We start from the raw sequence: 13,764 nt of genomic DNA, 5'->3' as shown, positions 1-13,764 counted from the left end.
TACCATATAGAGACACTCCTAAAGAATTAGGGTGCATACCCTTATTATGCACCCTAATTATGAAAGACGATTAAAACACACAGAAAAATGAAATGTGGCTTTAGTCGTATTTTTTTTGACAATTAATAGACAATGTTACATTAAATGAAACAAAATCATGGGCGAATGGAATAATTTTTATAGTAACAAACATGTTTGGAAGATATTTAAGGAGTAGACATCATCGTACCTAAATATAAAAGCTAGTGGACTATAAACTATTACCAATATAAAAAAATAGGAGGACGTAAAATGTCAAAAGTAATTTTAGTAGGGGAACCTATGGCATTATTTATTGCAGAAACAGAAGGCACTTTAGATACAGTAACAAGTTTTACAAGATCAGCAGCAGGAGCTGAAATGAATGTAGCCATAGGTCTAAAAAGACTTGAACATGAAGTATGTTACATTACCAAATTAGGGAGGGACCCATTCGGCAAATACTTAATTGACTTCTTAAAAGGTGAAGGCATTGATACAAGTTTTATCTGTTTTGACGATCATTACCCAACAGCTTTCCAGCTTAAAGGGAAAACTTCAGTTGGAGATCCAGATGTAGCTTACTATCGTAATGGTTCTGCGGCTTCTAATTTAAAAGTAGATGATGTAGATGAAATTGATATGTGTGGTTTCAATCACTTCCACTTAACAGGTATTTTCCCAGCTATTTCAGATATTTCAAGAGCCACATTACTTTACCTTATAGAGAAAGCAAAAAATAATGGTTTAACAACTTCATTTGATCCAAACTTAAGACCAAGCTTATGGAAAGATTCAACTGATATGGTAGCTACTATTAATAAAATTGCATTTAGATGTGATACAGTACTTCCAGGTATTTCAGAAGGAAAAATCTTAACTGGCTTTAATCATGAAAAAGATATTGCAGATTTCTATTTAAGCCATGGTGTAAAAAATGTAGTTATTAAGATGGGACCAAAAGGCGCATACGTAAAGACTCAAACAGAGGAAGCATACATAGGTGGTTACCACGTTGAAAAAGTAATCGATACAGTAGGCGCAGGAGATGGTTTTGCTGTTGGTTTCATCAGTGGGCTTTTAGAAAATAAAGATGTACGCGAATGTGCAGACAGAGCTAATGCTATTGGTGCACTTCAAGTTATGCATAAGGGAGACAATGAAGGTCTACCAACAAGAGAACAGCTATTTGGGTTTATGGAGAAAAAAGCTTTATAATACTTTTACTTTTCGACAGGGTAAATCATAAAGAGTCTCTTAAACATATAGAAGTAGTAACATTTAAATTAGTAATCTATGTGAAGTCTCTTTATTTTAGAAGATCTTATTCTAAAATAAAGAGACTTTTGCCGTGCAAAAATAGCTTAGTTGACAAAAGGGGATAGTTCTAACTAAACTTATATTAGTAGGAAGAAGAGTTATTTAAATTACAAATCAAGATAAAGCAGTACAACTAAAAGACAAGAGAGGAAAAGTCATGAATAACATATTAATTTTACTAGGATATCTCCTATTAATGAATATTTTAGGCTATGTAACGATGTGGTCAGATAAGAAAAAAGCCAAAAGAGGAGAATATCGCATTTCAGAAAAAGCTTTATTTACAGTAGCTATTCTAGGGGGAAGTATCGGCAGTATAGCTGGCATGAAGAAATTTAGACATAAAACAAAGCATTGGTATTTTAAATACGGCATGCCAGCCATTCTTCTTTTACAACTTATAGTAGCATTTTATTTGGGGACGGTTCTTAATGGGTAGCAAGTAGGGACGGTTCTTAAAATAAAGGCGTTTAAAAAGCGAATGATTAGTTTTATTAAAATTATATGTATACAAAATCATAAGTAGCAAATAATACCTACAAGAGGTGATTTTGATGCAAGATAAAAAAGATACATTCGAAAAATACAAACAAGATGTACAAAACATGGCTCATCATGTAATGGATGATGCTGGGGATCTAGGTCACAAAGCGTTAGGTAGCGTTGAAGACTTAGGACACAAAGCCATTGCAGGAAGTGAATATCTTAGCCAAAAAGCAACTGCAGGCGTAAAAGCTATGAAAAAAGGTGCTGAAAAAGCTATTGATAAAACAATGCAAGGCATAGGAAATCTTGAGAATAAAATGAAACACAAATAGTGTGTTATTGGAGTATGCTTAATTGGCGAAGTCAAGATGATATGAGAATAAACTAAATAAGGTAGTCTATAAAACACTAAAATAAACAAAAATTAGCTAACAAATAATAGGCATAGTCATTAATGTATAAACATTTAAAGGCTATGCCTATTATTTTTACGAAACGTCTAAAACAAGCCTATAGGTTATTTAATGTCTAAGGAGCGATACTTAGAAGGGGACATTCCGGTAATTTGTTTGAAAGCTTTGCAGAAGTTACTTTGGTCACAAAAGCCTAATAAAGTAGCAATTTCTAAAATACTGTAGTCTGTGCCTGTAAGTAAGATTTGAGCACGTTCTATTTTAATCTTTTTATTGTAGTTCATGATAGACATGCCCAAAGCCTCTTTAAAACACTGGCACATATAGCCTATAGAAAGATTAACGGCAGCAGCCATATCGGATAAGACGATTTTGTCTTCAATATGTAAATAGAGATAGCTAATCATTTTATTAACCATGGTATGTCCAGCAGCTTCTAAAGAGTGAGTAAGAATATCAAAGTAGGAATGAATCATTTTACACTCGATATCTTGAAGCTCAGCTAGAGAGGAAAGTAGTTGAATAGACTTATAGTACTTATTATAAACAGGATGAAGATATTGTTTGGATACACCATTTTTAATGATTTCCCGAGTGTACAAAACATTCCATATGAGTAGGTCATTACGTTTAGTCGAAGCAGATAAGTTGTCTTGGATTTCCCAGCTATGCTTTTGTTTGACTAGCTGTAACAATTTTTCCTTGTCTCTTGTCTCCATAATAAGGGAAACCTCTAGATTAAAAAAGTAATCGTCAGAAACAAATATTTCTCGCATATTTCTCGTCCTTTACTTGTTATGTTCTTTTTTACAAAGTTAATTTTATTAAATTAATCTCTATTTCAATATAAGTTATTTTTAGTATACACTTTTTAAGTTAAATAAAAAAGAAACAAATTATATGAATTATAAACAAAAATACAAAGGTTACTTTGCTATAATCAAATCAAATTCAAACCAATCGGGGGAAAAGAAATGAATAAATATGCTATTTACCATACAACAGATATACCTTATGCCTATGGCAAAGATAAAGATACTTTAGCACTTCGTTTAAGAGCAGCTAGAGGCGACTTAAAAGCGTGTAATGTATACTTTAGAGACCGTTACGATGATGATGGTGAATTTAAAAAGAAACCTCTAGAACTTTATACAAGTACAGAGCTCTTTGATTTTTGGAGTGTAGATATTTCCTGCTTTAGAAATAGGTATAAATATTTCTTTGAGCTTATAGATACACAAGAGAAAATAGTCTTCTTAGATGAACGTGGTCAAGAAGAGGTCAGCTCTTTTGAATACTTAACACCATTTCAGTATGCCTACATTTGTGAAGGGGACATATATAAGGAGGAAGAATGGTTGCAACAAGCCGTTGTGTATCAAATCTTTGTAGATCGCTTTGATAACGGAGATGAAACAATTAATCCGGAAAACACCTTACCTTGGGGCAGCAAGGTTGGACTTAGAACTATGTTTGGTGGAGATTTAAGAGGTATTATCAATCATTTGGATTATCTAGAGGATTTAGGGGTTAATCTCTTATATTTAACGCCTATCTTTGAATCTAATTCAAATCATAAGTACAATACTAAAGATTATTATAAGATTGATCCTCAGTTTGGGGATGTAGAAATCGCTAAAGAGCTTGTGAGAAAGTGCCATGAGCGTGGTATGAAAATTGTTTTTGATGCAGTGTTTAATCATTCTGGAGATGACTTCTTTGCATTTAAAGACGTTATAGAAAAGGGAGAGGCTTCACCTTACAAAGACTGGTACCATATAGATAGCTTACCTATTGATCAAGAAAAGGTTAATTATTATACTTTTGGAGCTTGCCATAAAAAAATGCCTAAGTTTCAAATACATAATCCTGAAGTAGAAGCTTACCTATTGAAAGTAGCTAAATACTGGATAGAAGAAGTGGATATAGATGGTTGGAGATTAGATGTTTGTGATGAAGTAGATCATGAGTTTTGGAAAGCATTTAGAAAGGTAGTTAAATCCGTTAAAAAGGATGCCATTGTCATAGGGGAAATTATGCATGAAGCAGCTTCTTTTCTAAAGGGAGATCAGCTAGACGGTATCATGAATTATCCTTTCAAATGGGCAGTAACAGATTTCTTTGCTAGAAGAAGTATAGGTGTAGAACGCTTTGACCACGTTCTAGCAGAAAATAGAGCGATTTATATGGAGAGTATTACAAGGCAACTCTGGAACCTTTGTGATAGTCACGATACAAAACGATTTTTAACAGAAGCTAGTGATGATAAAAAACGTATGCTTCTTATGCTTGCCTTTCAATTTACTTACATTGGCGTACCCTATATTTACTATGGAGATGAAATTGGTTTAAATGGCGGAGATGATCCAGAATGTAGAAAGTGTATGGAGTGGGATCCTAAGAAGCAAGATCAAGAGCTTCTAAGCTTTTACAAACAAATGATTAAGCTTAGAAAAACACATCCAGCACTTCAGACAGGAGATTATAAAACTATCCTTTGTGAAAATAACTGTTTAGGTTTTACAAGAAATGCGGGCTCAGAGAGCATTCTAGTTCTTTTAAATAATAGCGATGACCATGAGCAAGTAAGATTGCCAAAATCATTAAAAGGAATAGACCTCTTCACAGATAAGGAAGTTAAACTAGCCTCAACTATTACTTTAACTCCAATGACAGCTCAGATAATCAAACTTATATGATTTTACTATGGGGACGGTTCTTAAGAATAAAAAGGGACAAACAAATGGGGACGGTTCTTCAAATAACTAAATATGACGAGATAATTAAATATGGGGACAGGTCTTAAAAATTGCTTTTAAGACCTGTCCCCATAGTATTAGATGAGTGATATCGTTTCATCTAAACCAAGCATAATATTCATGTTTTGAACAGCAGCGCCAGAAGCACCTTTACCGAGGTTGTCTAAACGCGTAAGGAGCAAGATTTGCTCATCATTACCGAAAACAAAGATTTCCGCATTATTTGTGCCGTTACATGCAACTGGATTATAGAAATTTTCATCTAAACATTGTGAAGGGTTAAAAGGCATTACCTTTACAAAATTTTGGCCTTCATAGTGCTTAGCCAAGTAAGTATGTACATCAAGTGGAGTCACTTTTTTACCTAGTAGTCTTGTATGAATTTGAGTAGCTACAGCTAACCCTTGATAGTAATCAGCAATAATAGGTGAGAAAATAGGTGGATAGGTTAATCCTACTTTTTGCTGCATTTCTGGTACATGTTTATGATGAAGTCCTAAAGCATAATGTCTAGGTGTACCATAGGTAGGGTAAAGCTCATCTCTGTGAGGGTCAGTATATTCTAATATAGCTGACTTGCCAGCACCACTATAGCCAGATATACCATGAGAAGAGATGGGATAATCTGCAGGAATGATGCCAGATTGCACTAGTGGATATAGAGGTAAGATAAAAGCACTCGCATAGCAGCCAGCCACAGTAGTACGTGTAGAATGACTAATTGCTTCTCTTGCCTGGGCGCTTAATTCAGGAATACCGTAGGTCCATTCTGGATGAGTACGGTGAGCTGTACTAGCATCAATGACTTTAGTGCGTGTGTTAGCAGGGTCAATCATTGAGACTGCTTCTATAGAAGCAGCATCAGGAAGGCATAGAAAAACGATATCAGCAGCGTTAATCATTTCTTTACGAGCAGCTGGGTCTTTTCTTTTATCTTCATCAATCTTAAGAATATTAATATAGGGGTGAAGTTTTAAACGTTCATTTATCTTAAGGCCAGTTGTACCAGCTTGCCCATCCACATAAACATTAAACTTTTGAGTATCCATAGCATCCTCCTTATGAATAAAAATTTAAAATATATAATATTTATTCATTATATATTAAAAAATAAACTATTTCAATGAAAAATATTCGAAAAAGTAAAACTACTATTTCTAAACTCTTTTTAAGGTACAAACCATAAATAAGCTTCATAATATAATATAGATAGGGAAGGAGGTACATTTAAATGTCAGATTCTACAATGAAACTCGCTAATTATCAGTTGATAGAAGTTCAAAAAGAAGTATATAAATTACCTAAAGGAGTAGATTTGATAGGGGCCTCAAAGCTATGGGAACAGGGAGAAAAAGGACGAGGAGTTACTATTGCTGTTATAGACACGGGGTGTGATACAGAACATATAGAGTTAAAGGATAGGATTATTGGTGGAAGAAATTTTACAGAGGAGGATGAAGGAAATGCAAATATATATAAGGATTATAATGGTCATGGTACCCACGTATGTGGCACAATTGCTGCTAGTATGAATGGGACAGGTGTGGTCGGAGTGGCGCCAGAAGCTAGTTTAATTATTTTAAAAGCCAGTAATAAAAAAGGGATAGCTCGATACAGCTCAATTATTAATGCAATTTATTATTCTATAAAGATTAAGGTGGATATTATTTCTTTATCGCTAGGAGGAGAAGCAGATAATGAAATGCTTCATGAAGCTATTAGAGAAGCAATTAGACATAATATTTTAGTTGTATGTGCGGCAGCAAACGAAAATGCGGATGGTCTACCTATGATATCTTATCCTGCAGATTATGATGAGTGTATTTCTGTGGGTTCTGTAGATTATGGAAACCTTAATAAACAAATGAAGAGAGAGCGCCATTTGGATCTGGTGGCACCAGGAGTAGGCATTTTGTCTACTTATCTAGATGGAACTTATGCCAAGATGTCTGGTACTTCCATGGCTGTACCTCATGTAACAGGGGCGCTAGCGCTTTTAATGAACTATTGTAAGAAAGAATTTGGTAGGAAACTAACTGAAAGTGAAATGTATGCCCAACTTATTAAAAGAACAATTAATTTTGGTTATACACCGGCGGAAGTAGGTAATGGTTGCATTTTCCTAACAGCAATAGACTTAGTACGTGATTGTTATAATCAGACACTGAATGATATAGAAAAGTGTAAAAAAGATTCCTCCAAATCAGATAAGAGCACATAAGATTTTTATGTAAAAATGATAATATAAAATAAAGACAAAATATTTTATAATGAAACGATAAATACTATATGAGTAGAGGTGGATAAATGAAACACTTTGAGAAAAATATTACTATAAAAACTGAAGGGGCTTCAGAAAATACGGCAAGACTATTAGCATATATTCCAGATACGCATGAAGCACAAGGAATATATCGTATTCGCCCAGCGGTCTTGATACTGCCTGGAGGTGGCTATGAATATACCTCTGAAAGGGAGGGCGAACCTATAGCACTTAAATTTTTAACAGAAGGCGTATGTGCTTTTGTTTTACACTATAGCCCAGCACCAGCACGTTTTCCACAAGCTTTATGTGAAGCTTTAACGGCTATTGGTTATATTAGAGAGCATGCAGAAGAATGGAAAATCGATAAAGATCAAATTGCTGTATGTGGTTTTTCAGCTGGAGGACATCTATGTGCAAGCGTAGGTACATTTTGGAATAAGTCTTTTCTAGAATCCTATATTGGAACTGATCGTGAAAAAGTAAAGCCTAATAAACTTATCTTATCTTATCCAGTAATTACAAGTGGAGAATTTACTCACCAAGGTTCTATGGACAACTTATTAGGGAATAATAAAGAAGCAGAGCTGCTAGAGCTTGCATCATTAGAAAATCAAGTTACAAAAGATGTGCCTCCAAGTTTTATATGGCATACTTATGAAGATGAGACAGTACCTGTTCAAAACGCTTTACTCTTTGCTAGTGCATTAGTTAAGGAACAGGTTCCAGTGGAATTACATGTGTATAGAAGAGGTGGCCACGGCCTATCTTTAGGCAACCACTTAGTACAAGGAGAAATGCAATACGGAGAAACTCATATATCTAGTGATTGGATTGATAAGGCCATAAGATTTATTTTTGATTAAAGAGTGGGAGAAAGGCTTGATGAGAAGAGTATTAAATTTTATTTTTAGTCGAATGGTTATTGTAGGGCTGTTAATTCTTTTTCAGCTTGCTTTAATCATAGGGGTTATTTGGAAATTAAGTAACTATTTTATTTACTTCTATGCTATTTCGATATTGATTAGTACAGTTGCAGTAGTTCATTTAGTAAGTAAACAGGATAATCCATCTTATAAATTAGCTTGGGGCATTCCTATTATGTTATTTCCTATGTTTGGTGGGTTCTTTTATATTTTAGCTGGCAATAATAGATTGGGTAAAAAGCTAACGAAACGTTTAGAAGTGATTTACTATCGTACTGCGCCTCAGCTTAAGCAAGATCCTAAGATTATTGAGGAATTAGAGAGAAAAGATAAGCAAATTGCTAATCAAACAAAGTATATTAAAGACTATGCACTTTTCCCGGTGCATCAAAATACAACTACTAAATACTTAAGTCCCGGAGAACGTTTTTTTGATAGCCTTATAGAGGAACTAGAGAAGGCAGAACATTTTATTTTTATGGAGTACTTTATCATTCATGAAGGGAAGATGTGGGATACCGTTCTAGAAATCCTAGAAAGAAAGGCAAAAGCAGGTGTTGATGTTAGAATACTTTATGATGACATAGGTTCCTTACAAACCTTACCTTATAAGTATGAGGAAAAAATAAGGAAGAAAGGCATTCAGTGTGTTGTCTTTAATCCTCTTGCGCCTGTACTTAATGTTATTCTTAATAATCGAGACCATAGAAAAATAACGGTTATTGATGGATACATTGGATATATGGGAGGTATTAATCTAGCAGATGAATATATCAATGCCATTGATAGATTTGGTCACTGGAAAGATGCAGCCATTATGCTCAAGGGAGATGCAGTATGGAATCTTACAATGATGTTTTTGCAGACATGGAATTTCAGTACCAATAAATATGATGATTATGAAATGTTCAAGCCTCATACCTACCACCCAGAGCCATTTGAATCTGATGGTTATGTGCAACCCTATGGTGATAGTCCATTAGACCGTGAAACAGTAGGTGAAAATGTGTACCTGAATTTACTACATAAGTCAAAGGATTACGTGTATATCAGTACACCGTATTTAATTGTAGATAATGAAATGGTCACAGCCTTAAGTTTGGCTGCTAAAAGTGGAGTGGATATAAGAATTGTAACACCGCATAAAGAAGATAAGTGGTATGTGCACATTGTAACAAGAGCTTATTATAAACAGCTTATTGAAGCTGGTATTAAAATCTACGAATATACGCCTGGTTTTATTCATTCTAAAACAGTGGTTTCAGATGATGAAGTGGCTATAGTGGGTAGTATTAATTTTGATTATAGAAGCTTATATTTACACTTTGAGTGTGCTACTATGGTTTATCAAAATAAAACTGTTTTTGAAGTTAAAGATGATTATTTAAAGATGTTAGAGATTTGTACACCTATTACACTGGAGGATTGTAAGAACGTTAGCATATGGACTAGATTAATGCGTTCCATTTTACGTTTATTTGCACCACTAATGTAATAAAAAACAGGTAATAAGAGAGGTTGCTTAAAAGTAAAAGCAATCTCTTTTTATTTAATAGGTGAAATCATATTCGTGTGAATCGTTAGAGTTCTAATCTAAAAAGTGCCTTGTAGCTTTTTAAAAAAGTTTTTAACAAGCTTTTTAAAAAGCTATATATGAAAAAACATGAATAAAAACTGAAATTTTAGAGTAGTAGTTTACCTTTATGATGAAGTGTGATAAAATTCTCGTATATTTAGTGAAAGGATGTGGTCAGTATGATAAAAATAACAAGTCTAAACGAATTTTATATTTCATCTGTGACTACATCAAATAGGTATACTTGTATCTTGTAATGGGGTAGAGATATGCTGTATAAGTACCTCAAAAGGTCCTGAGTAGTCACATCTACTTGAGGGCTATTTTTTATGCCCGAAATAAAATGGAGGGAAAATGACTTATACACAATTATTAAATGAAACGATTACCTTATATTGTGAAGAAAAATATCTGGAAGCTTATAGCTTCCTTACGGAAAACTATAAAGAAGTGCAAGGTAATATGGCTCAAATTTATAATTTTAGATATGCCATAGCTAGTAAAGCAGGTTTATATGAAGAAGCAATCAAACTTATGAAAGAAGCTATATTAGAGAAAGGTCATTGGTATAGTTATAGCTACTTGCAAGGGGACGAAGACCTAGATGCCCTAAGAAGTCATGAACTATTCCATCAGCTTTGTGACATATGCAAGAAGAGAGAAGAACTAGCAGTAAAGCAAAGCTTACCTCAGCTGAAGCTGGTTGAACCAAGCCATCAGCAAAAGGCGTATCCCCTTGTAATAGGGTTGCATGGTAATGAAGAAAACATGGCTATAGCGGAGTACTATTGGAAGAATTTCAAAGAGAAAGGCTATCTTTTAGCCTTGCCACAGTCTTCAGAAATCAAATTTGATGGAGGCTATTATTGGAATGATATAGAGAAAGGTTATAAAGAACTGGGGAGCCATTATACTACCATAGTAGAAAATTTTAAAGTGCAACAAGAGAATGTCATTTTAGGAGGCTTCTCTTCAGGAGCAAGAGTAAGCTTGTATTTTGCTTTACATAGCAAAGTAAAAATTAAAGGACTGATACTAATAGCACCATGGCTGCCTGAAATAGAACAATGGTTACCTCTCTTAGGCAGATTAAAAGAAACAAAAGTCTATATTGTTTGCGGAGAAGACGACGTAGATTGCTTAAGTGAGACTGAGGCACTTGTTAAAGCACTGGAGCAAACTCAAATAGATTATATATATGAAAAGGTAGCACATTTGGGACATGATTTTCCTATAGATTTTAATACATATATAGAAAAAATATTAACTTTTACTAGGGAGTCTACTTGCAGCCCACATATATAGAAGTGTAAAAATAAATCAAACAACTTCCACGGCATAATCACCGCAGCTTCAACTTGAGGAACTGACCGGGTCGACCAAGTCTCAATCTGTCGTTACAGGTACCTCTGGCTCTAAGGAAAATGTTCACTAGTGCGCTGGCAGGGAGGCGCCATTTATAAGTTGTCAAAACGTTTTTACATTTATCATTACCAAATAAAGTTTTAAGCCAGAGTCTTAAGGTCTGAGCTTCCTAGCATAGGGTGCACCGGCCAAGACTTTAAGGAGCTCCTCACTCATTGGCTTGGCTTTCATAGTTGCTCTTAGTAGGCGCTATTCTAAATCATAGAAGTGCTGAGGAGCCATTTTATGCCTCGAATAAGGTTTACTTAAGTAGCCATGAAAGTTCATTTCAGGAGTCTGGAGCGAAAAAGCACTCACCAAGTATGTATAACATCACTTGGTGAGTGCTTTTTTGTTGCTCAAATATTAAATCCAATCCATCCTCATCATAGAGCAGCTAGCTGCTGCATTAAGTGCATAATGAGCATAGATAATATTTAGTGAGTTTACCTATATAGTATACTGACCAATTTGCGTCTCCAAATACTGCGAGCTTTGAGTTAAGCTTTCAGAGGTTGAAAGAAGTTCTTGCAGGGTAGCAAATTCAATATTACCATAGTCTTCACTAGAATGAGTGAGGTTAATGATTTTTTCAGCAATATGAAAGATAGTTTGCATGTCTACATGGATAACGTCTTTGGTGAGGCTAACGGAAGTTAAGATATCATTAACAGCTTTAATGGATTGCTCAACTAAGGTGGTAGCACCTTCAATGGAATCAAATTGTTTTTGAACTTCACCTAAAACATTTTCGGTAGTTTGCTCAGCAAGGATAACTTGCTTCATATTATTAGAAACATAAGAAACGGATGCAATATTATCCTCTACGATGGTTTGAATATTTTGTGTGAAGCTAAGGGCAGTATCAGCTAATTGTTGCATCTCTTGTGCAATAACGGAGAACCCATTGCCTTGTTGACCAGCTCTAGTAGTTTCTATAGAGGCATTAAAGGCTAGAAGGTTGATTTTTCTGGAGATAGCTTGAAGGGTGATAAGTATAGAAGCAATCTGAGAAGATTTTTCTCCTAAATCTTTAACCTTAATACGAAGCTCATAAAGCTTGTCACGTTGTGTATTAATGGCAAGTGTAAGGTCCTTAGAAGTTTGAAGACCTTGTTGCACATAGGAAATGACGTAAGTAGAGTGCTCATTAAGTTGTTCTTTGATCGTATCCCCATTTTCGCATTGGCAATGAAGTGTAGAGATGGAAGCAATAGCATCTGTAACTTGGGTAATCTGTTCTTTAGCACCCGCCTTAATTTCGTTTATAGCATTTAAAGTAGCGGTGGCATAATGATTACATTGTGTACTTACTTGATCGACAGCAGAAGCATCCTTTAGTAGCGAACCGGAAGTTTTCTTTAAATCATGGATAGAGGTACTTAGATGATGAGTAAGTTCGTTAGTAGCAAGGGCAATTTCTAATAAATCCTTTGTTTTGATTTTACTAGTATCAATATGAATGTTAAGGTCGTTGGCTTTTAATTTAGTTAGTGTGTGTACAATATATTGAAGTGGTTTTAGGAATCTTGTAGTATAAATGAGTCCTATAATGAGTGAAATCATGAAGATAATCGTAATAGATAAAACAAGAGGCTGAAGCATATCTACAACTAGACTATTTATTTTATCTTCAGCAATATAGGTGATAAAATTCAATTGATTAATGGTTTGACCACGATAAAAATAATAAGGAATATCTTTAAAGCTTGCTGAAAACTCCTCATCATGAGTATTGACGATGTGATATCCCCCGGGAAGTAAAACAAGCTTTGTATTGATAGCTTCACCAGCTGTAGAGGCAAGAATATTACCATTAGAAAGATAAATCATGGATTCTAAGGGAAAATGACCTTTATACTTTTCCAAAGCAGAATTAAGATACTCAGAAAAAGTACCCATACTGATATCAAGATTAATTGCTCCTAGAAATTCATTAGAATTGTTTAAAATAGGAGAGGTTATAGTAATGACAAGTTCTTTAGATAAACTATCAAAATAAGGGGCTGATACAGCAGTCTTCTTATTTTTTTTGGCTAATTTATAAAAATAGGTACCATCTAGATCCTTACTGGTAAGCTTACCTTGTGTATTATCAGGGTAAGAAAAAGATTCTTCTTGATCCTCCGCTTTAAGAGAAATACCAGAAATAAAAGGACTCTCATCTACAATATATTTAAGCTTATTAGTAGTGAACTCTTTAGCATTGTTAGAATCTTCATAGTTAAGTAGTGAGGTATCATTACTTAATACAGTAAGGACAGAGGATTCATGTTCTAAAAGTGTTGCTAAAGTAGAAGAGGTTATATCGTTAATTTGTACGGCAGTATTAGTTATGTCACGTTTTAAGTTTGAAGAGGTATTTTGAATAATGGTAGAAATCAATAGAAAAATAGGGAAAATGGAAATCATAAAGATGAGTATGATAATACGACTCATTAAATTGAAACGCACTTTTTTTGAAGAATGACATTTCCATAAAGGTACATGTTTGATGAACTTTTTCATAAAATCTCCTTGAATATTTTTAATTGGGTAAGTAAGAGTATTGTAAAGAAACAGCATCAAACTAGTATTAAATTAAGGTTAAATCTATCTA

The 13,764-nt window shown here is 34.3% G+C and carries 11 protein-coding genes; 8 read left to right on the top strand and 3 right to left on the bottom strand.

Annotated elements, in window-relative coordinates:
- Positions 1-291: 291 nt before the first annotated feature.
- The 3 genes from CLOLE_RS19325 (at position 292) to CLOLE_RS19315 (ending at position 2,156) form a co-directional block, all read left to right on the top strand.
- The gene (locus CLOLE_RS19325; protein ID WP_013658809.1) at positions 292-1,236 is read left to right on the top strand and encodes a sugar kinase; all 945 of its coding nucleotides are present in this window, start codon (positions 292-294) and stop codon (positions 1,234-1,236) included.
- Between the two features lie 259 nt (positions 1,237-1,495).
- Positions 1,496-1,777: a DUF1294 domain-containing protein gene (locus CLOLE_RS19320; protein ID WP_013658808.1), complete on the top strand. Its 282-nt coding sequence runs from the start codon at positions 1,496-1,498 to the stop codon at positions 1,775-1,777.
- 115 nt (positions 1,778-1,892) lie between these two features.
- Positions 1,893-2,156 (top strand): hypothetical protein, encoded by a 264-nt coding sequence (locus tag CLOLE_RS19315; RefSeq protein WP_013658807.1) that lies wholly within the window; start codon positions 1,893-1,895, stop codon positions 2,154-2,156.
- 185 nt (positions 2,157-2,341) lie between these two features.
- On the opposite strand, the gene CLOLE_RS19310 is transcribed toward CLOLE_RS19315, so the two are convergent.
- The gene (locus CLOLE_RS19310; RefSeq protein ID WP_013658806.1) at positions 2,342-3,013 is read right to left on the bottom strand and encodes an AraC family transcriptional regulator; all 672 of its coding nucleotides are present in this window, start codon (positions 3,011-3,013) and stop codon (positions 2,342-2,344) included.
- Between the two features lie 198 nt (positions 3,014-3,211).
- On the opposite strand from CLOLE_RS19310, the gene CLOLE_RS19305 reads away from it, so the two are divergent.
- On the top strand, positions 3,212-4,936 hold the full coding sequence (locus CLOLE_RS19305; RefSeq protein WP_013658805.1) for a glycoside hydrolase family 13 protein: 1,725 nt from the start codon (positions 3,212-3,214) through the stop codon (positions 4,934-4,936).
- A 137-nt stretch (positions 4,937-5,073) separates the two neighbouring features.
- On the opposite strand, the gene argC is transcribed toward CLOLE_RS19305, so the two are convergent.
- The gene (argC, locus tag CLOLE_RS19300; protein WP_013658804.1) at positions 5,074-6,045 is read right to left on the bottom strand and encodes an N-acetyl-gamma-glutamyl-phosphate reductase; all 972 of its coding nucleotides are present in this window, start codon (positions 6,043-6,045) and stop codon (positions 5,074-5,076) included.
- A gap of 182 nt (positions 6,046-6,227) precedes the next feature.
- On the opposite strand from argC, the gene CLOLE_RS19295 reads away from it, so the two are divergent.
- From CLOLE_RS19295 to CLOLE_RS19280, 4 genes are all read left to right on the top strand, one after another.
- Positions 6,228-7,217 (top strand): S8 family peptidase, encoded by a 990-nt coding sequence (locus CLOLE_RS19295; protein ID WP_013658803.1) that lies wholly within the window; start codon positions 6,228-6,230, stop codon positions 7,215-7,217.
- Between the two features lie 86 nt (positions 7,218-7,303).
- Entirely contained in the window at positions 7,304-8,125 is an 822-nt protein-coding gene (locus CLOLE_RS19290) for an alpha/beta hydrolase (protein WP_013658802.1), read from the top strand.
- 19 nt (positions 8,126-8,144) lie between these two features.
- A complete protein-coding gene (cls, locus tag CLOLE_RS19285; protein ID WP_013658801.1) occupies positions 8,145-9,680 on the top strand; it encodes a cardiolipin synthase in 1,536 nt (511 codons plus the stop codon).
- Between the two features lie 435 nt (positions 9,681-10,115).
- On the top strand, positions 10,116-11,066 hold the full coding sequence (locus tag CLOLE_RS19280) for an alpha/beta hydrolase (RefSeq protein ID WP_013658800.1): 951 nt from the start codon (positions 10,116-10,118) through the stop codon (positions 11,064-11,066).
- A 549-nt stretch (positions 11,067-11,615) separates the two neighbouring features.
- Here CLOLE_RS19280 and CLOLE_RS19275 read toward each other — a convergent pair.
- Positions 11,616-13,673, bottom strand: coding sequence for a methyl-accepting chemotaxis protein (locus CLOLE_RS19275; protein ID WP_013658799.1), 2,058 nt, complete (start codon positions 13,671-13,673; stop codon positions 11,616-11,618).
- Positions 13,674-13,764 lie beyond the last annotated feature (91 nt).

This window comes from Cellulosilyticum lentocellum DSM 5427 (assembly GCF_000178835.2).
GTDB lineage: Bacteria > Bacillota > Clostridia > Lachnospirales > Cellulosilyticaceae > Cellulosilyticum > Cellulosilyticum lentocellum.
This window is presented reverse-complemented; position numbering and strand designations above follow the sequence as displayed.

Coding starts and splice junctions, on each gene's coding strand:
- argC (WP_013658804.1), bottom strand. CDS start 6,045: ATGGATACTCAAAAGTTTAATGTTTATGTGGATGGGCAAGCTGGTACA.
- cls (WP_013658801.1), top strand. CDS start 8,145: ATGAGAAGAGTATTAAATTTTATTTTTAGTCGAATGGTTATTGTAGGG.
- CLOLE_RS19280 (WP_013658800.1), top strand. CDS start 10,116: ATGACTTATACACAATTATTAAATGAAACGATTACCTTATATTGTGAA.
- CLOLE_RS19290 (WP_013658802.1), top strand. CDS start 7,304: ATGAAACACTTTGAGAAAAATATTACTATAAAAACTGAAGGGGCTTCA.
- CLOLE_RS19310 (WP_013658806.1), bottom strand. CDS start 3,013: ATGCGAGAAATATTTGTTTCTGACGATTACTTTTTTAATCTAGAGGTT.
- CLOLE_RS19305 (WP_013658805.1), top strand. CDS start 3,212: ATGAATAAATATGCTATTTACCATACAACAGATATACCTTATGCCTAT.
- CLOLE_RS19320 (WP_013658808.1), top strand. CDS start 1,496: ATGAATAACATATTAATTTTACTAGGATATCTCCTATTAATGAATATT.
- CLOLE_RS19295 (WP_013658803.1), top strand. CDS start 6,228: ATGTCAGATTCTACAATGAAACTCGCTAATTATCAGTTGATAGAAGTT.
- CLOLE_RS19315 (WP_013658807.1), top strand. CDS start 1,893: ATGCAAGATAAAAAAGATACATTCGAAAAATACAAACAAGATGTACAA.
- CLOLE_RS19325 (WP_013658809.1), top strand. CDS start 292: ATGTCAAAAGTAATTTTAGTAGGGGAACCTATGGCATTATTTATTGCA.
- CLOLE_RS19275 (WP_013658799.1), bottom strand. CDS start 13,673: ATGAAAAAGTTCATCAAACATGTACCTTTATGGAAATGTCATTCTTCA.